This is a genomic window from Bradyrhizobium sp. HKCCYLRH2060, assembly GCF_051168135.1.
In the GTDB taxonomy this organism is placed as follows: Bacteria; Pseudomonadota; Alphaproteobacteria; order Rhizobiales; family Xanthobacteraceae; genus Bradyrhizobium.
Window position 1 is genome coordinate 109,549 of the sequence record NZ_JBNPUK010000020.1, and the last position, 18,468, is coordinate 128,016.

The window sequence follows — 18,468 nt, forward strand, 5'->3', positions numbered from 1 at the left end:
GATGAGTCTCGTCACGCTCGCCCGCAACACCGGCTATGCGTTCGGCGAAAACCGCCTGACGCTGGTCGCCGCGATCATTCTGGCGCTGCTGACGCTATGCGCGATGTTCGGTCCGTCGATCGCGCCGTACGATCCTCTGCTCACCTCGGCGACGACCAAGCTCGCGCACCCGAGCCTCATGCATCCGTTCGGCACCGATGCGCTCGGACGCGACATCCTGAGCCGGGTCATCGTCGCGACGCGGCTCGATCTCGGCATGGCGGTGTCGGCGGTGGCGCTGTCCTTCGTGGTCGGCCTCGCGCTCGGCGCGCTCGCCGGCTATTTCGGCGGCTGGACCGATCGCATCATCGGCCGGGCGATGGACACCATCATGGCGTTCCCGCTGTTCGTGCTCGCGATGGGCATCGTGGTGGCGCTGGGCAACAGCGTCGCCAACATCATCATCGCCACCATGATCATCAACCTGCCGTTCTACTGCCGCTTCGCCCGCGCGGAGGTGAACGTGCGGCGCGAGCTTGGCTATGTCGAGGCGGCACGGATGGGTGGCAACGGGCCGCTGCGCGTCCTGATCAATCACATCGTCCCGAACATCCTGCCGCCGATGATGGTGCAGGCCTCGCTGAACATGGGCTGGGCGATCCTCAATGCCGCCGGCCTGTCCTTCATCGGGCTCGGGGTCCGGCCGCCGACGCCCGAATGGGGCATCATGGTGTCGGAAGGCGCGAGCTACATCATTTCCGGCGAATGGTGGGCCTTCATGTTCCCGGGCGCCGCGCTCGTGCTCGCGGTGTTCTCCTTCAACATGCTGGGTGACGGGCTGCGCGATCTGCTCGATCCGAGAAAGCGCGTGTGATGGCGCAGCTCGAGATCGACAACCTCTCGGTGGAATTCCGCACGCGTCATGGCGTGGTGCGGGCGCTGGATGCCGTCAGCCTGTCGGTGTCGCGCGGCGAGATCGTCGGCGTGGTCGGTGAAAGCGGCTCCGGCAAATCCGTCACCGCCTACACCGTGATGGGCCTCAACGATGCCGCCGCACGCATCACCAAGGGCGCGATCACGATGGGCGGCATCGATCTCTTGGCGGCACGCCCGGAAGCAATGCGCGAGCTGCGTGGACGCGAGATGGCGATGATCTTCCAGAGCCCGCGCACCGCGCTCAATCCGATCCGCAAGGTCGGCAAGCAGATCGAGGACGTCCTGCAGGAGCATGCGGCGCTGCCGCGGCGTGAGCTGAAGCAGGCGGCGATCTCAGCGCTCGCGCGGGTGCGCATTCCCGATCCCGAACGCCGCGCGGAGGCCTATCCGTTCGAGCTGTCCGGCGGCATGTGCCAGCGCGTGATGATCGCGATGGCGCTGGCCTGCACGCCCTCGGTGCTGATCGCGGACGAGCCGACGACGGGACTCGACGTCACGACCCAGGCCGTGATCATGGACCTGATCCGCGAGATGAGCCGCGCGACACAGATGTCGACCTTGCTGATCACCCACGACCTCGGCCTCGCCGGTGAATATTGCGACCGGATCGCTGTTATGCATGCCGGCCACATCGTCGAGATCGCCCCCACGGAAGAACTGCTGGAGCGTCCTGCGCATCCCTATACGCGCCGGCTGCTGGCGGCGACGCCCGTGCCGGAGTCGCGCCTCGACGACCTCAATGCCATTCCCGGCCATCTGCCCGATCTGCGCGGCGCGCTGCCGCCGTGCCGCTTCAGCGGACGCTGCGAGCTGAAGCAACCGATCTGCGACGAGGCGGAACTGCCGTGGACCAAGCTGTCGCCCCAGCATCTCGTGCGTTGCCGGTTTCCGCTGTCATGACGCCGCTGCTCGAGGTCGCCTCGCTGTCCAAGCTGTACCCGATCAAGCGGGCGGGGAAGGGGGCGATGCTCCATGCCGTCGACGACGTCAGCCTGGTGATCTCAGCCGGAGAAAGCGTCGGCCTCGTCGGTGAATCCGGCTGCGGCAAGTCGACGATGGTGCGCCTGCTCGGCCGTCTGATCGATCCCACCGCAGGCCACGTGCTGATGGACGGTGAGGATCTCACCGCGATCACGCAGACGAAATTCGCGGCGTCGCCGAACCGGCGGCGCATCCAGGTCGTGTTCCAGGATGCGACCGAGAGCCTCAATCCATCCTTCCGCGTGTTCCAGGCGGTCGCCGATCCGCTAAAGCGGCTGCTCGGCATCAACGATAGCGCCGAGATCGCGCGTCGCGTTCACGCGACCGCCGCCCTGGTCGGGCTGCCGGATGAGCTGCTGCAGCGCTATCCGCACCAGCTGTCGGGCGGCCAGCGCGCGCGTGTTGGCATCGCGCGCGCGGTCGCCGTCGAGCCGTCGCTGCTGATCCTGGACGAGCCGACCTCGGCGCTCGACGTGTCGGTACAGGCCGTGATCCTGCGGCTGCTCGCGGACCTGCGCGCGCGGCTGTCGATGAGCTACCTGTTCGTGTCGCACGATCTCAACGTTGTCAGGCTGCTGTGCTCGCGCGTGGTCGTGATGTATCTCGGCAAGATCGTCGAGATCGCGCCGGCGGAGGCGCTGTTCACCGCGCCACGCCATCCCTACACGCAGGCGCTGGTCGCCGCGATCCCGGATCCCGCGCGACGCGGTGAAGCGTGGCCGCGGCTCGATGGCAGCCCGGCCAGCCCGATCAATCCCGATCCCAATGTCTGCCGCTTCTACGGACGTTGTCCGAAAGCAGCCGACATCTGTGCGAAGGCGATGCCGCCGCTGCGCGCGACAGGGCCGGATCATTTCGCCGCCTGCCACTTCGCTGTTTCACCCGCTGGAGGAAACGATGAGCGCTGACAACGAAATCTGCCGTATGGACGCCGTCACCGTTGCGGCGAAGGTCAAGGACAAGACGCTCTCGGCCACGGAGGTCACCGAGGCGGTCCTGCGCCGCATGGACAAGCTCGAGCCGCACATCCATGCCTTCTGCACGCCGACCCCCGACGTTGCGCGCGCGGCGGCTGCCGCCGTCGACGCCAAGATCGCGGCGGGCGAAGATCCCGGCCTCCTCGCGGGCGTACCGATCGGCATCAAGGATCTGGTCGCGACCAAGGACATCCTCACTGTCATGGGGTCGCCGCTCTACCGCGATTTCGTGCCCGACGAGGATGACATCGTTGTCGAACGCCTCAAGGCAGCCGGCGCCGTCATCATTGGCAAGACCAACGTGCCGGAGTTCGGCTACAGCGGCGTCGGCCACAATCCGGTGTTTCCGGCGACGCGCAATCCGTGGAATCTCTACATGACGTCGGGTGGATCGAGCGCCGGCTCGGGTGCATCGGTTGCCTCAGGCGTCGCGCCGTTTGCGATCGGCTCCGACGGCGGCGGCTCGATCCGCATTCCCTCGGCGCTGTGCGGCCTCTACGGCATCAAGGCTTCCATGGGCCGCGTGCCGCTGTATCCGGGCTGCCGCGACGAGCGTTATCCCGGCGTATCGAGCTGGGAGTCGCTCGAACATGTCGGTCCCATGAGCCGCACCGTGGCCGACTCCGCATTGATGCTCAAGGTGATCACGGGACCCGATCCACGCGATCGCTACTCCATTCCATCAGCCGATTTCGACTACATCGATGCGACGAAGGAGAGTATCAAGGGTCTCCGCATCGCCTACAGCGAAGACTGGGGCTATGCGCCGGTGGATCCGGAAGTCCGGCGTGTCGTTTCCGAAGCGGTCCGCGTGTTCGAGACCGACCTCGGCTGCACGGTCGAGCGCGCCAATCCGGGCTGGGACGATCCGTTCCCACATTTCTGGACCATCGTCGCCGGCGACACCGATCTCACCGGGATGCGCCGGATGATGAAGGGGCGCGAGAAGGAAATGTCGCCGCATCTCGTCGCGATGTTGCAGCGGCAGTGGACGGCGGAGGAATTCACGGATGCCAAGATGATCCGCCAGATGGTCTGCAACCGCATGTGGCGGTTCATGGCCAACTACGATCTCCTGATCACGCCGACGCTCGCGGTGCCGGCCTTCCCGCTCTACATGCAGGGGCCCGAGATCATCGAAGACAAGATGGTCACGACCGGCGACTGGCTCTGCTTCACCTTCATCTGCAATCTGACCGGCCAGCCCGCCGCGACCATTCCAGCGGGCTTCACCAACACGGGTCTCCCCGTCGGCATGCAGATCATCGGCCGCCATCTGGCTGATCGGACCGTGCTCGCCGCCTCCGGCGCCTTCGAGCAGGCGCGCCCGTGGGCGCACAAATGGCCGAAGCTGCTGAGCGAGCTCGGCCTCTGACACCGCCTCGAACCACCCACCTGAAACATCCAGAAAGGACGCACGATATGAAGCTCTATCGCAGTCTCGTTGCAGCGGCGTTGCTCACAGCGTCCGCTGTGCTGCCCGGCGCCGTTGCGCGCGCGGCCGAGATCGCCAAGGACACCCTGGTGATCGTGTCGGAGATGGGCCCGAACGGCCTCGACACGATGGTGCCGACCGCCAACGATCACAGCCGCATGGTGGTGTGGCAGGCGTATGACCGCCTGGTTAGCCATGGCGAGAAGACGCTGGCGGACGGCACGGTGTCCTACGACGCCAAGATCATGACGCCGGAGCTCGCCGAGAGCTGGGAAGCGAGCGAGGACGGCAAGACCTACATCTTCCATCTGCGCAAGGACGCAACGTTCCACGACGGCACGCCGGTCACCGCCAAGGACGTCAAATGGTCGTTCGACCGGGCCATCGCCGCCGGCGGCTTTCCGGCGGTGCAGATGGCCGCGGGTTCGCTGGTCAAGCCCGAACAGTTCTCGGTGGTCGACGATCACACCTTCAAGGCCACGTTCGATCAGTTCAACAAGCTGACCATGCCGGATCTCGTCGTTCCCGTGCCGGTCATCATCAACTCGGAGCTCGCCAAAAAGCACGCCACGGCGCAGGACCCGTGGGTGTTCGACTGGGTGTCCCGCAACGATTGCGGCGGCGGCGCCTACAAGGTCGAGTCATGGACGCCGGGCCAGCAGACCGTGTTCACGCGGTTCGACGCCTGGAAGTCCGGACCGCTGCCCAAGCTCAAGCGCGTCGTCTACCGGCAGATCGCCTCCGCGGGCACGCGCCGCGCGCTCCTTGAGAAGGGCGACGTCGACATGTCGGTCGGCCTGCCGCCGAAGGACTACGCTGAGCTGGCGGAGCAGGGCAAGGTCACGATCATCGGCGTGCCGGTGCAGAACGACCTTGTCTTCGTCGACATGAACGTGAAGATCGCCCCGTTCGACAATCCGAAGGTGCGTGAAGCGATCTCCTACGCCATTCCCTACAAGGAAATCGTCAGCTCCGCGCTCTACAACCGCGCCAAGCCGATGTTCGGCGGCGATCCGGACAAGCCCTATCCAGATGCGACCTGGCCGGTGCCGATCAAGCATGGCCAGGACCTCGCGAAGGCCAAGCAGCTGCTCACCGAGGCCGGATTCCCGAACGGCTTCAAGACCACGCTGTCGATCGATCTCAGCGAGTCTACGGTGCGTGAACCGACCGCGATCCTGATCCAGGAAGCGCTCAAGAACATCGGTGTCGAGCTGACGATCGAGAAGGTGCCGGGCTCAAACTGGTTTGCCCAGATGGCCAGCAAGACGATGCCGATGGTCATCGCCGAGTTCTACGGCTGGCTCGACTATCCCGACTACTTCTTCTTCTGGACCTTCCATGGTGGCAACAATTCGGTGTTCAACACCGCCAACTACGTCAATCCCGACCTCGACAAGGTCATCGACGAGGCCCGCTTTACGCGGGATCCGGAGATCTACAAGACCAGCCTGAACAAGATGGTCGACATCGTCATGACCGACCTCCCGCGCATCCCGCTCTACACCCGCTTTGCGGACTATGCGATGCAGAAGAACGTCAAGGGCTTCGAGTACTGGTTCCACACCCATCCGGACTTCCGCAAGCTCTACAAGGAGTGACTGCATGACAGGCGCGCTCACCCGAGCGCGCCTGTCAGCCTTTCAGGATGCTCCTTGCGAGTGATCGGGAGAACCATGGTGCAGGACACACTCGGAGCCTTCCTTCCGGGCACGATCATCCGCCGTTCGCCGCATCGGTCCGGCCGGTTGTCGGGCCTGAGTTTCGCGGTCAAGGATTTGTTCGATATCGCCGGCGACGTGACCGGCTGCGGCAATCCGGACTGGGCCGCCAGTCATGACACGCCGGAAACGGATGCCTGGGCCGTCGATGCGCTGCGGAGCGCCGGCGCGACGCTGGCCGGCAAGACCATCACCGATGAGATTTCGCTCGGGCTGCTCGGCATCAACAAGTTCTACGGAACGCCGCTCAATCCGCGTGCGCCGGATCGTGTCCCTGGCGGCTCGTCGAGCGGCTCTGCCTCTGCCGTGGCTGGTGGACTGGTCGACGCGGCGTTGGGCACCGACTCCGGCGGCTCCGTGCGCACGCCCGCGAGCTTCTGCGGGATCTATGGCCTGCGTCCCACCCACGGCCGCATCTCCGTCGCAGGCCTGATGACCCAGGCGCCGTCGTTCGACACCGTCGGCTATTTCACGAGAGATGCGCTGACGTTTGGCCGCGTCGGTAGCGTGCTGCTCGGCGAGCCGATTGCGGATGGGCTGCAGCCGGACATCGTGATTGCGTCCGATTGCTTTGCGCTGGCTGACGAGCCGGTCAGGGCTGTCTTGCAGCCGGTCGTCGCGCGGCTTCGCGGCGTCGCACCAGCGACGGTGTCGGCGCTGGCGGACGGCGATCTTCTCGAGTGGGGGCGCCAGCAGCGCGTCCTGCAGAAGAGCGAATTTCACGCGACGTTTCGCGATTGGATCGATCGGGTCAATCCGCGCTTTTCCTTGGAGGTGGCCGGCGCCTTTGCCGATGATGGCCGTATCGAGCCGCATGATCTCGCAGCCGCCAATGCATTCCGTGCTGCAGCTTCGAAGCGGCTTGACGATCTCTTGGATGGCCGGCGCATGCTGTGTCTGCCGACCTCGCCCATTCTGCCGATCGCTCGCGATGTCCGTCTGTCGGAGATGCGCGCGGCCGTGCATCGGATCGTCGACTTGACGTGCATTGCCGGGTTGACGGGGCTTCCGCAGGTGAACCTTCCCGTTGCGACGTCCGGTCCGGTCCCTGTCGGGCTGTCCTTGATCGGCTGGCGCGGCGGCGATGCGTCGCTGCTCGCCGTGGCGCAGACGCTTGCAAGAGAGTTCTCACTTGGCCTGTTCGAGGAGCTGTCATGACCGACGTCAAGGACACGCGTACCCTGACGCTTGCAGGCGGCCTCAAGGTGCTGAACGCAGCGATCACCGAGGCCGACCGCATCGGCCAGCCGATGTGCATCGCCGTGGTCGATACCGGCGGCAACCTGCTTGCGTTCGGGCGCATGGACGGGTCGAAGGGACTGAGTGTGACATCGTCCATCAACAAGGCGCGCACGTCGGCGCTGTCGGGTTCGCCGACCGGCGGCGCGCATGCGGACGTGGAAATTCAAGTCACCTTGGCGCATGAAAGCCGCTGGACCAATCTGATCGGCGGCCTGCCGATCCGCGTCGACGGCTTCATCCTCGGCTCCGTGGCCGCCGGTTCCGGGACCGGCGCGCAGGATCTCGCCGTCGCCCGCGCCGGCGCAGCCGCCATCCCCGGCGCCGACATGTACACCGACTTCGAGCCGATGGGCGCGGAAGATACGGGGATCATCAGGGGCACGACGCTCCAGGCGCAGGTCTGACCTCGGCAGGCCGGTGATCCGTGCGGTCGTCGGCGACCGTTGGACGAAGCTTCACTTATCGGCGTACTCCGCGCGACTAGGCCGCTTGCGCCGCGTCTGTCTCCGCGTCTGCGACGCGCTTCGTGTTGATGAGATTCAACAGCTGGGCTGCCGCCCGAGCGTCGCAGAGCGCTCGATGGTGGTCTTCCAGCTCGATGCCGTAGATCGCGCACAGCTTTCCCAGCCCATATGATTTGTGCCCGGGATATCGGCGCCGCATTCCGACGCAGGTACACAGCTTCGGGAAGCGGAAGCGCCGTCCGAGCCGTTCATACTCGCTCGATAGGAACCCGTAGTCGAAGTTCACATTATGGGCCACGAAGATGCCATCCCCCATGAACGCCATGAAGCGATCGGCGACTTCGTGAAACACGGGCGCATCCCGAACCATCTGGTTCGTGATCCCGGTCAGTTCGACGATCTTCGCGGGGATCGGCCGCTGCGGGTTGATCAGCGCGTGCCACTCCTCGGTCAGTTGATGGTTGCGGACCTTCACCGCTCCGATCTCGGTGATGCGATCGCCCGATGACCAGGAGCCCGTAGTCTCGATGTCGACGACGACGTAGTCTTGCTCCGAGTCGAAGCGGTAATCCACGCGGCCGATCTCGGCCGGTATGCCGGCCTGCTCGAGCTGGCGCAGACGGGTCAATTGATTGCGGCGTATGGCGTCACCCTCGGCCTTGACCTCGACGAAAGACACTCTACCGTCGTGCACCTGCATCAGGTCGGGAAAGCCGTCCCGCATGCCGCGGAAGTCCTCGCACATCGTCCGAAGAATCGCAGCCAAACCGTTTGCATTGGCGTATGCGAGCAAGGCGCGCAGCGCGTCCATCTGCACGTGCTCCCAGGCGAACAGTCCGTTGGACCGGCCCCATTTGCAGGCGACCGTGCGCAGGATGATCGGAAGCCCATGCCCGGCTTCGACCTGCGCGAGCTTCGCATCGATCTGCGCGGCGAAACGCCGATGGAAGGTTCGGTCGCGAAGGCAATGCGGAAGCCAGTCGAACAGGCTGTTGAACTGGCCGGATTCGAAAAGCTCATCCCAGAACAGCAGCCCGAACAGCGTGAGCCACAGCGTATTCTCGGCGAAATAGACGTCGCCGCCCCGCCGTCTCAGCACGCCGGCGACGCCTGCTTCCGGATGACCGCGATGCGTATCGTCGACGACGATCGTGCGCCCGGATCGCAGCAACGCAGTGCTGAGGCCCGTCCGTTGCCTGCCGAACTTGCGGGCGTAGAAGTCCATTGCGAAGAGGTGCTCATCGTCGCTTCCGGGATCGTCGATCATCTCCCGCAACAGAACCTCGGCGGCGTCCTTGTCGCCCCTGGCGTATAGCAGCCGGACGAGGCGCTCGCGGCAGTCCGCCGACCGGCCGAAACGATAGAGGCGCTCCGCAAGATCCAGCTCGCCCTGTTTCTCGAAAAACTGTCCGACCTGACACGCCGAGCGAGACGCGAGATCGGCGGCGTAGTCGGTCGTCCGCGGCGGACCGTCCAGGATTGCTGTGACCGCCCAATGGTAGATGTCGGGGGAACGAGCCTCGATGCGGTCCAGCACCTGGCTGTAGTGAAAACAGGCATGTGCCTCATCGGAATCGATGAAGCGGGAGCTGAACGACGTCTCTTGGTTCGTGCGCAGCACGCCGAGATCTCGCAGAGCGAAATTCTTGAGATTGTCGGCCGTCTTTCCGAAATAGAGATACAGCAGAAAGTCGATGGACCGCGTGTTGTCGAGAGCGATGAAGCCTGCGGCACCGCAATGCTTTGCGGCGACATCGAACGGAATTGCTGCCATGAAAAAGGCGGCCAGCGCCGGCTTCGACCAGGACGTGCGTATATCGCGGCCGAATCCCGCCGCGCGGGCGCCGTCGAGAAGCGTGGTCTTCGGTTGGCAGAGCAGGAAGGCGGAATAATCGTCGGCACGAAGACCGCGGGCGTATCCGCAAGCGATCAGGTTTCGAGCGGCGGACTCGAGATCTGTGATCTCCGGGTACTTGAAGAGCGCGCGGTTGAAGATCGTTCCACGTCGGTTGACCATGCGGATCAAGAGACACTGCGCGTCTTTGGAGAGGCCACGAAAGCGCGAGGTGAACGCACGATCGTCGTCGGTGAGGATCTCGCCATACGTTCTCTCGACGAACTCCAGCATTTCGACGAAATGGTCGAGATAATAGTAGACCGGCAATGTGGTGGGCTTCATGGGGTACGCGCCGATCTCCTGCGGCCTCGGTCAACGACCGTTCCGGCGTTGAGCCGGGCGGAGTCGCTCGTTCCTTTTTTGTTCTGAATGCGCGATTTGTCAAGCTGGAGCGTCTTCCTTGGCGACGCGGCAGCCTTTCTCAGGCTCATCGGCGCCCGTCGGAACGCCTCCCGCCAGTTCCAACTGCTGGAATTCGCGTGATGCTGGCCACTTGATGCTCGGACTAGGTATCGTTTCGAACGAAAACATCGCCTGATCGACATGACCTCGCGAAGGGACGGAGCCCATCTCATGCCAGCAGTCACACCTGTCCGCGTTGCCGTGCTCGACGACTTTCAGAATGTCGCGCACTCGCTCGCGGACTGGAGCTCGCTCGAGCCCCGTGCCACGACGACGTTCTTCAATGACAATGTGACGGGGGACGCGCTGCTGGCGCGATTGCTGCCGTTCGACGTGATCATGCTCATCCGAGAGCGGACCAAGTTGCCGGCTTCGCTGGTCGCCGGCCTGCCCAACCTCAAGCTGGTCGTCACCGCGGGGATGCGCAATCTGGGCATCGACGTGGCCGCCTGCGCGGCGCGCGGGATCCCGGTCTGCGGTACCGATACCGGCAGCAGCTCGACGGCCGAGCTGGCCTTCGGAATGCTCCTGGCGCTGTCGCGCAATATCGTGGTGGAGGACCGCGCGCTTCGCGAGGGACGGTGGCAGACGCGGATGGGCTATGCCGTGAAGGGCTTGACGCTCGGCATTCTCGGGCTCGGCCGGCTCGGCGCTCAGATGGCGGGATATGGCAGGGCGTTCGGCATGGATGTCATCGCCTGGAGCCAGAACTTGACGCCGACGGATGCGGCAGCCGGGGGCGCCGCTTTGGTCGGAAAGGACGAGTTGTTCCGGCGCGCGGACTTCATCAGCCTGCATGTCGTCTTGAGCGAGCGGACCCGCAACATCGTGGGCGCCGCGGAACTGGCGCGGATGAAGCCGTCGGCCTGTCTGATCAATACGTCGCGCGCCGGCCTTGTCGACGAGGCCGCTTTGATTGCCGCGCTGACGGACGGCCGGATTGCAGGCGCGGCGCTTGACGTGTTCGATGTCGAGCCGTTGCCGCGGGATGCGCCGATCCTGTCGGCGCCCAACACCTTGCTGACGCCGCATCTCGGCTATGCCTCGCGCGACAGCTACAGGACCTATTTCAGCCAGGCCGTGGAGGACATCGCTGCCTGGCTCGACGGCAAGCCGATCCGGGTCTTGAGCGCCTGATCTCCGGACCCGTGCGATCCTCAAGCCCGATAGGTCTCGGCGGTCGGCGCCAATGGCGTCGTGCCGCGCGGCTCGTCGCTTGACCCCTTGTCCGGTCGGCGCCGCGCCACAAGCCCGGACACGATCTGCCAGGCGAAGATCAGGGCGACGATTCCGAGAATGCCGCCGCTGATCGGGTGCTCGACGAACGTCGTGAGGCTGCCGTGGCTGAGCAGCATCGCGCGCCGGAAATTCTCCTCCAGGATCGGTCCAAGGATGAAGCCGAGCATCAAGGGCGCGGGATCGAGGCTGAGCCGGAAGAAGATGGTGCCAAGCACGCCGAAGAATGCCGTGGTGTAGATGTCGTCCAGGCTGTTGTTGACGCTGTAGGTGCCGACGCAGCAGAAGAACAGGATCGAGGGGAAGAGCGCGCTGTAGGGAATCTTGAAGACCGTCAGCCAGTAGCGGACCAGCGGAACGTTCAGGACGACCAGGAAAAGATTTCCGATCCACATGCTCGCAACCAGCCCCCAGAACAGATCGGGATGGTCTGCGATCATGGTGGGCCCCGGCTTGATGCCGTTGATGATGAAGGCCGCCATCATCAGCGCCATCACGGCATTCTCGGGAATGCCGATGCTCATCAGCGGAATGAAGCTCGTGCGTGCGGCCGCTTCGTCGGCCGCCGCCTGTCCGGCAACGCCCTCGATCGCGCCCTGGCCGATCTCGTCGCGGTACTTGCTGAACTTCTTGTCGACGGCATAGGCGGCGAATTGCGCAATGACGGGGCCGCCGCCCGGCAGCAGTCCGAGGAGCGAGCCGGCTGCGCTGCCGCGGAGCGCGCTCGGGATGATGCGCTTGAACTCGGTCCAGCTCGGTATCAGCTTGATCTCTCCGCGAAACGGCGACGTCTGCCGGTCCTTGTCCAGATTCTTGGTGATCTCGGCGATGCCGAAGCAGCCGAGCGACAGGCTGACGAGCGCGACTCCGTCGTACAGTTGCGGAAGACCCATCGTGAACCGGAGGGTGCCGGTGTTGACGTCGGTGCCGACGAGGCCGAGCAGGACGCCAACGAGGCACATCGACAGGCCGTCGAGAACGCTCCCGGTCGTCACGAGGCTGACGCAGAGGAAGCCGAGCAGCACGAGCGCGCAGTATTCGGTCGGGCCGAACATCAGCGCCAGCTGGCTCAAGGGCGGCGCGAGCGACGCCAGGACGATCGTCGCGATCGTGCCGCCGATGAAGCTGGAAATGCCCGCCGTAAACAGCGCAAGGCCGGTCTTGCCCTTGAGCGTCATCTCATAGCCGTCGATGCAGGCGATGATGCTGGATGCGTGCGGCATCCTCATCGTGATGGCGCTGACATTGTCGCCATACTGGGCACCGTAATAGATTCCGGCCAGCATGATCAGCGCGCCGTCGGTCGGCAAGGAGTAGGTCAGCGGCAGCAGCAGGCTGATCGTCGCCAGCGGCCCGAGCCCCGGCAGCAGACCAACCAGGGTGCCGATGGTGCAGCCGGCGGCACAGAACAGCAGGTTGTTGAGCGTCAGGGCGTGGCTGAAGCCGAAGGAGAGATTGGACAGGATATCCATCAGTGTCGCCTCAATAGAGCGGGAGCTGCAGTCCGAGGCCGAGCTTCATCGCAAGCGCGACGGAAGCAAGGACGGCACTCAGCGCCAGAGCGCGCGACAGCTTGAAGTCGGAGGCCGCGTAGGAGGTGACGAGCACCATGACGACAAGGCCGACCAGCATGTTCACGTGTTCGGAGAGCAGCACGAAGCTGAGCAGGCCGGCGGCCACGAGTGCGATGTTCCTCGCCTTGAATTCAAGTTTGCCGGCGCTGACGAGGCGGGTGCGCACGACGATCGCGAGGCCCACGAGGAAGAGCAGGGCAGAAACGACCAGCGGAAACATGCCAGGTCCTGCACGGCCCAGCGTACCCAGGGAATAGCCACGCGCCTGCAGGCCGAAGAACAGGGCTATGGCGAGCAGGCTCAGCCCTTTTGCCAGGTCTCGATTGATCGTCATGTTTCCTCCGGGGCGTGCGCTTGAGATCGGCACATTGTCCCATGAGGAGGGAGCCCAACGTTCGTGACGAACCTGGACACGCGCTCAGTCGTCTGGTCGGCCTCGATATTCAGAGTCGGGCGGGACAGACGTGATGGGCTTCCTCCACTCGCATCAAGAATAGCTGTCGTGCTAGGGTCGAGATGCACCCGAATTCCATCTGCTGGAACACGAGAAAATGGCGGCAGACCACAGCTATGACGGCGTGAACCGCTCGCTGGAGCGCGGCATCGCCATATTGCGGGCGTTCAAGCCGGGGGTCGCCGATCTCGGCAACGCCGAGATCGCGGAACGCACCGGGCTCGCCAAGGCGACGGTCAGCCGGTTGACGCAGACGCTGGTGAGCGGAGGGCTGCTGCAGAGGGATCCGGGACGCCGGGTCTACAGGTTGGCCCCGGCGGTCCTCAGCCTGGCGCACGCGATGCGTCTCAGCTCGCCCATGCTGTCCGTCGTAGCACCCCTGATGCGGACCGAAGCATCGCGGCGTCGCGTCAATGTCGGGCTGGCTGCGGCGGACCAGGAGATGATGGTCTACCTGGAGTCGTTCCGCTATCACCCGCGATTGACACATCGGACGGTGGTGTCGGGCCAGCGCATCCCTGTCGAACTCACCTCGCTGGGGCGCGCCTATCTATGGGCGCTCGAGCCCTCCGCCCGCGAACGGGAGTATGCCGCCATCGCAAGACGGCGCCCGAAAACCTACAAGCGGCTCATTCGCGAGATCGAGAGATCCTTCACCGAGCTGGACAAGCTCGGCTATTGCGCGGTCGGTTGGCAGCCCGGAGTCGTGGCCGTTGCGACGACGCTACCTTACGGCGCGAGTGAGCCGCACGTCATGAACATGAGCATCGGGAGCGTCGAGCCACTGGCCGAGGCTGCGCACAGGCTGGCTCCCTGGCTGCTCGATCTGAAGCGCCGCTGCCTGAATCGACTCGAGCATGCAGCGGCCTCCGAATTGAGCTGAGCGCGCGCCCCGCGCGGCCCAATTCCAACAGGTGGAATTGAGGGCGTCCCGGACGAGCCGTCGCATCGTAGTCTCCTCCGCAACAAGGTCCGGCGGCCTACGCCGGATGTGGCGGAGGACACCCTAGATGGCAGATCATCGCGTAGGACGTAAAGTTTTGATGCTGGCGAGCCTGGGTCTGGCAATCGTCGGCGCAATTCCGGGGACTGCCCGGGCCGAGTATCCCGATCGACCGATCAAGGTCGTCGTTCCCTTTTCGCCCGGCGGCGGGACGGATCTGATCGCGCGAACCCTGGCGAAGCCGATGGCTGAGAAGCTCGGGCAATCGATCGTTGTGGAGAACAGGGCTGGCGCGGGGACCATCATCGGCTCTGATGTCGTCGCCCGAAGCCAGCCGGATGGCTATACGCTCCTGATTGCGACGCTCGCCCATTCGGTCAATCCGAGCCTTCACGCCAAGCTGCCGTACGATACGGACAAGGCGTTCGCCCCGGTCACGCTCATCGGCACCTACCAGAACATTCTGGTCGTCAAGCCGGACAGCCCGTTCAAGACCGTCGAAGACGTCATCAAGGCAGCCAAGGCAAATCCGGGGAAATACACCTATGCTTCGCAAGGCATCGGGACCTCGGCGCATCTGGCGGGTGAGCTTCTGAACAATCTTGCTCATATCGAGCTGACGCACATTCCCTACAAGGGCGCGGGCCCCGCATTGACGGACGTCCTCGGCGGCCAGGTCGACATGATGTTCGCGAGCAGCGCCGCAGTGTCCGGGTTCATCGCGAGCAAGAGCCTGCGGCCGATCGCCGTCACGGGCGCCAAGGGACAGACCCAAGTGCCGGGCGTTCCCAGCGTCGAGGAAACCGTGCCCGGATATGTGTTCGACAGCTGGTACGGGCTCTACGTGCCCGCGAAGACGCCGAAGCCCGTGATCGACAAGCTGCTCGAGGCCGTCAAGTTCGCCGCACAGGATCCGGACTTTCTCAAGCGGGCACAGGACGAAGGCCTGCTGCTGCGGGTCGGCACCCCCGACGAACTCGACGCCTACGTCAAGGCGGATACCGAACGCTGGCGCAAGGTCGTGACTGAAAACAAGATCAAACCGGAATAGGCACCATGGGCTCGGATATCGTTCTGAAGACTGTCAGCGACGGCATTGCAACCGTGACGCTGAACCGCCCCGAGAAGCGCAATGCCATGAGCGACGAGATGCGCTCGTCGCTGATCGAGGTGCTCGAGGACATCGCTGCAGACAAATCGGTTCGCGCCCTCGTGCTCACGGGGGCCGGCAGGGGGTTCTGTGCAGGCGGCGACGTCGCCGGCATGAAGCGGCGAATGGAGGCGCCGGCCGGCGAGGTCGGATTCAACGGATGGGCACGTCAGCAGCGGGTGCACCGGACGCAGATGTTGCTCCACACCATGCCCAAGCCGACCATCGCTGCCGTGAACGGGGCGGCGGCGGGGCTCGGCGCGGACACGGCGATGGCGTGCGACTTCATCATCGCGAGCCCCTTTGCGAAGTTCGTGTGGTCCTACATCCTGCGCGGTCTCATTCCGGACGGCGGCGGCATGTACTTCCTGCCGCGGCGCGTCGGGCTCGCGAAAGCGAAGGAATTGATCTTCACCGGTCGGCAGGTCGGTGCTGACGAGGCCGTCCAGCTCGGCATCGTCGATCGCATGAGTTCGGCCGAGACGTTGCTTCAGGATGCGCAAGATTGGGCACGCGAACTCTCCGCCGGTTCGAGCACTGCGATCGCGCTCGGAAAGGCCATTCTCAACCGGTCGTTCGAGACCGAGGCCAACAACATCTTTGCGAGCGGAAGCCAGGCGCAAGGCATCTGCTATACCAGCACCGAGCATCGCGATGCGGTCCTCGCCTTCCTCGCCAAGTCGAGCAACTGACGAGCACTGCCGATGTCCCTGGACGCTTTGTTCAATCCACGCAGCATTGCCATCGTCGGCGCCTCCGCCGACTCGACCAAGACGTCCGGTCTGCCGATTCGGTTCTTGCGGCAGCAGAAGTACGAAGGCGAGATTTTCCCGGTCAACCCGCGCGTAGCCGAAATCGACGGTCTTCGGTGCTACAAGAGCATCGAGACTCTGCCGGTCTCACCTGATGTTGCGATGGTCCTGCTGGGTTCGGCTCACGCAGTGGAGGCGGTGCGCGAACTGGCGGCCAAGGGCACGACATACGCGATCGTCCTGGCAGGCGGATTTGGCGAGAGCGGAGAAGACGGACGAAAGCGCCAGCAGCAGCTTCTTGCTGCGGCAGGCGGCATGCGCATCCTCGGACCGAATACGATTGGTCTCGTGAACGTCTCGAACGCCGTGCCGCTGTCGGCGAGCGGCGCGCTGTCGGCTGGCGCGCTGTTGAAGGGCTCCGTCAGCGTGGTCTCTCAGAGCGGCGGAATTCTCGGTGCGTTGCTGTCGCGGCTGACGGCGAACGGTGTCGGCCTTTCCAAGCTGATTGCGACCGGCAACGAAGCGGATCTCGAAATAGCCGACTTCGTCGACCATCTGGCCGATGATCCCGACACGTCCGTGATCGCTCTCTACATCGAGGCCATCCGGCATCCCGGGAAGTTCCGCCGCGCGGCGCGCCGGGCCAGAGAGGCGGGCAAGACAATCGTTGCCTTGAAGATCGGCCGCTCGGCAGCCGGCGCCCGCGCTGCCGCCTCGCACACCGGCGCGATGGCCGGCACGGACCGGACCTATGATGCCTTCTTCCGCGATCTCGGCATCATCCGAGCGCAGACCTTCGGCGACCTCGTCGACATTCCCGCGGCACTGGCGACGCAGCCGCCATTGATGGGACGCCGTGTCGCGATACTGACGTCGACCGGAGGGGCAGGGACCCTCCTCGTCGACAGTTTCGGCCTGAACAGCTTCGAAGCGCCGGACCCGGACGCGAGGACTGCGGCACAACTCGCCGCCCTCATGCCCGATGGTCCATCGTCACTCGCGACCAATCCGATCGATGTCACCCTCGCAGGCCTGCAGCCGGCGATCCTGAAGGGCTGTATCGAAACGCTGCTGGACAGCCCCGCCTACGATGCACTGGTGGTGATCGTCGGAGCGACGAGCGTGCGCAATCCCGACTTGATCAGCAACGCCATCCGTGATGCGAAGTCCGTGCGGTCGAAGCCCTTGCTGGCCTATGTGAGCCCGCATGCGCCTGAAGCCGTGTCGCGATTGACCACGCAGGGCGTTCCGACCTTCAGCACGCCGGAGGCGGTCACTGTTGCTCTCGATGCCCTGTGGACCGTTGGACGCCCCCTCCGTCGGCTTGAAGGACCTCAGCCGCGCCCGGCCGTCGACATTCCCCACGACTGGGTTGGCTCGCTCGACGAGCACAAGGCCAGAGCGCTGTTCGCAAGGTTCGGCATCCCCGTCGTGCGCGAGAAGATCGTCGCAAATGAGTCCGAGGCCCGGGAGGCGGCGCAAGCGTTCAGTGGCCCCGTCGTCCTGAAGATTCTCTCGTCGACGATCACCCACAAGAGCGATGTCGGGGGCGTGGCCGTCGGGCTCGACGCCGCGACGGTCGGTGATGCTCTCGATCGGATGCGGGAGGTCGTCACGGCCAAAGCAGGACGCGCGCCGGAAGCTTTCATTGTGCAGGAAATGGTTCAAGGCGGCGGATTGGAACTGATCCTCGGCTGCCACCGCGATCCGCTCGGTCTGGTCCTGCTGCTCGGCATGGGAGGCGTCACGGCCGAGCTCATGAACGACACGGTCATCCGGCTGCTGTCCTCCGAGCACTCGCTGTCGCACGACCTCGCGCTGGAGATGGTTCAGGAACTCCGGTGCTGGCCCTTGCTCGACGGATATCGAGGGCGCGCCAAGCTCGACGTCGAGGCGCTGGTCAGCGCCATCGTCAATTTCGCCGCGATGGCCATCGCGCTCGACGGGCGCATCGTAGAGGCCGAGATCAATCCGATGTTCGTTCTCCCGACAGGTGCTGGCGTCCGCGCCGCCGACGCGGTGGCCGTGCTGACGAGCGGTCCGGCTTCCCAAGGATGACCTCTCGCACAAGAGCTCCTTATGCCCATGCTGGGATCTGACTGTACGAAGGGGACGCCGCCGCGAGGTCATCTGCTTGATCGAGCAGGTGGCGGACGTCAGCAGATCGGGAGGGCGCAATGTCGGTACCGTTGGTCGCGTCTCCGCGATATTTGCCTGCTACGCTCCGGCTAAATTCGGGTGACTTGATTGGACTGCACCCCTCAAGTGAGACACGATAATCTCAGTGACAATGGGTAAAGTCATCGCATCGTGTTTTGCTTGAAC

General features: G+C 64.6%; 15 protein-coding genes. 12 read left to right on the forward strand and 3 right to left on the reverse strand.

What is annotated here, in order from left to right; all coding sequences use genetic code 11:
• Position 1: 1 nt before the first annotated feature.
• The 7 genes from ACQR10_RS29210 to ACQR10_RS29240 all read left to right on the forward strand — a co-directional run bounded on the left by ACQR10_RS29210 (position 2) and on the right by ACQR10_RS29240 (position 7,675).
• The gene (locus tag ACQR10_RS29210) at positions 2–853 is read left to right on the forward strand and encodes an ABC transporter permease (protein WP_316216386.1); all 852 of its coding nucleotides are present in this window, start codon (positions 2–4) and stop codon (positions 851–853) included.
• Positions 853–1,815: an ABC transporter ATP-binding protein gene (locus ACQR10_RS29215; RefSeq protein WP_316216387.1), complete on the forward strand. Its 963-nt coding sequence runs from the start codon at positions 853–855 to the stop codon at positions 1,813–1,815. The genes ACQR10_RS29210 and ACQR10_RS29215 overlap by 1 nt, the downstream gene beginning before the upstream one ends.
• Positions 1,812–2,804: an ABC transporter ATP-binding protein gene (locus ACQR10_RS29220; protein WP_316216388.1), complete on the forward strand. Its 993-nt coding sequence runs from the start codon at positions 1,812–1,814 to the stop codon at positions 2,802–2,804. The genes ACQR10_RS29215 and ACQR10_RS29220 overlap by 4 nt, the downstream gene beginning before the upstream one ends.
• On the forward strand, positions 2,794–4,248 hold the full coding sequence (locus ACQR10_RS29225) for an amidase (protein WP_316216389.1): 1,455 nt from the start codon (positions 2,794–2,796) through the stop codon (positions 4,246–4,248). The genes ACQR10_RS29220 and ACQR10_RS29225 overlap by 11 nt, the downstream gene beginning before the upstream one ends.
• Before the next feature lie 47 nt (positions 4,249–4,295).
• Positions 4,296–5,909, forward strand: a complete 1,614-nt coding sequence (locus tag ACQR10_RS29230; RefSeq protein WP_316216390.1) for an ABC transporter substrate-binding protein — start codon at positions 4,296–4,298, stop codon at positions 5,907–5,909.
• Between the two features lie 75 nt (positions 5,910–5,984).
• Entirely contained in the window at positions 5,985–7,187 is a 1,203-nt protein-coding gene (locus tag ACQR10_RS29235) for an amidase (RefSeq protein ID WP_316216391.1), read from the forward strand.
• Complete coding sequence (locus ACQR10_RS29240) at positions 7,184–7,675, forward strand: GlcG/HbpS family heme-binding protein (RefSeq protein ID WP_316216392.1); 492 nt, start codon at positions 7,184–7,186, stop codon at positions 7,673–7,675. Before ACQR10_RS29235 ends, ACQR10_RS29240 begins: the two co-directional genes overlap by 4 nt.
• A 76-nt stretch (positions 7,676–7,751) precedes the next feature.
• On the opposite strand, the gene ACQR10_RS29245 is transcribed toward ACQR10_RS29240, so the two are convergent.
• Positions 7,752–9,914, reverse strand: coding sequence for an exonuclease domain-containing protein (locus ACQR10_RS29245; protein WP_316216393.1), 2,163 nt, complete (start codon positions 9,912–9,914; stop codon positions 7,752–7,754).
• A gap of 291 nt (positions 9,915–10,205) precedes the next feature.
• Between ACQR10_RS29245 and ACQR10_RS29250 the strand changes: the two genes are divergently transcribed.
• Positions 10,206–11,171: a D-2-hydroxyacid dehydrogenase family protein gene (locus ACQR10_RS29250; RefSeq protein WP_316216394.1), complete on the forward strand. Its 966-nt coding sequence runs from the start codon at positions 10,206–10,208 to the stop codon at positions 11,169–11,171.
• A 20-nt stretch (positions 11,172–11,191) separates the two neighbouring features.
• Here ACQR10_RS29250 and ACQR10_RS29255 read toward each other — a convergent pair whose 3' ends face one another.
• The gene (locus tag ACQR10_RS29255) at positions 11,192–12,742 is read right to left on the reverse strand and encodes a tripartite tricarboxylate transporter permease (RefSeq protein ID WP_316216395.1); all 1,551 of its coding nucleotides are present in this window, start codon (positions 12,740–12,742) and stop codon (positions 11,192–11,194) included.
• A gap of 10 nt (positions 12,743–12,752) precedes the next feature.
• Positions 12,753–13,178: a tripartite tricarboxylate transporter TctB family protein gene (locus ACQR10_RS29260; RefSeq protein ID WP_316216396.1), complete on the reverse strand. Its 426-nt coding sequence runs from the start codon at positions 13,176–13,178 to the stop codon at positions 12,753–12,755.
• 217 nt (positions 13,179–13,395) lie between these two features.
• Here ACQR10_RS29260 and ACQR10_RS29265 point away from each other — a divergent pair, with 217 nt between their 5' ends.
• The 4 genes from ACQR10_RS29265 to ACQR10_RS29280 all read left to right on the forward strand — a co-directional run bounded on the left by ACQR10_RS29265 (position 13,396) and on the right by ACQR10_RS29280 (position 18,201).
• Entirely contained in the window at positions 13,396–14,181 is a 786-nt protein-coding gene (locus tag ACQR10_RS29265; RefSeq protein ID WP_316216397.1) for an IclR family transcriptional regulator, read from the forward strand.
• 127 nt (positions 14,182–14,308) lie between these two features.
• On the forward strand, positions 14,309–15,292 hold the full coding sequence (locus tag ACQR10_RS29270) for a Bug family tripartite tricarboxylate transporter substrate binding protein (RefSeq protein WP_316216398.1): 984 nt from the start codon (positions 14,309–14,311) through the stop codon (positions 15,290–15,292).
• Positions 15,293–15,297: 5 nt separating this feature from the next.
• The gene (locus ACQR10_RS29275) at positions 15,298–16,083 is read left to right on the forward strand and encodes an enoyl-CoA hydratase/isomerase family protein (RefSeq protein WP_316216399.1); all 786 of its coding nucleotides are present in this window, start codon (positions 15,298–15,300) and stop codon (positions 16,081–16,083) included.
• 12 nt (positions 16,084–16,095) lie between these two features.
• Positions 16,096–18,201, forward strand: a complete 2,106-nt coding sequence (locus ACQR10_RS29280; protein WP_316216400.1) for an acetate--CoA ligase family protein — start codon at positions 16,096–16,098, stop codon at positions 18,199–18,201.
• Positions 18,202–18,468: the final 267 nt, after the last annotated feature.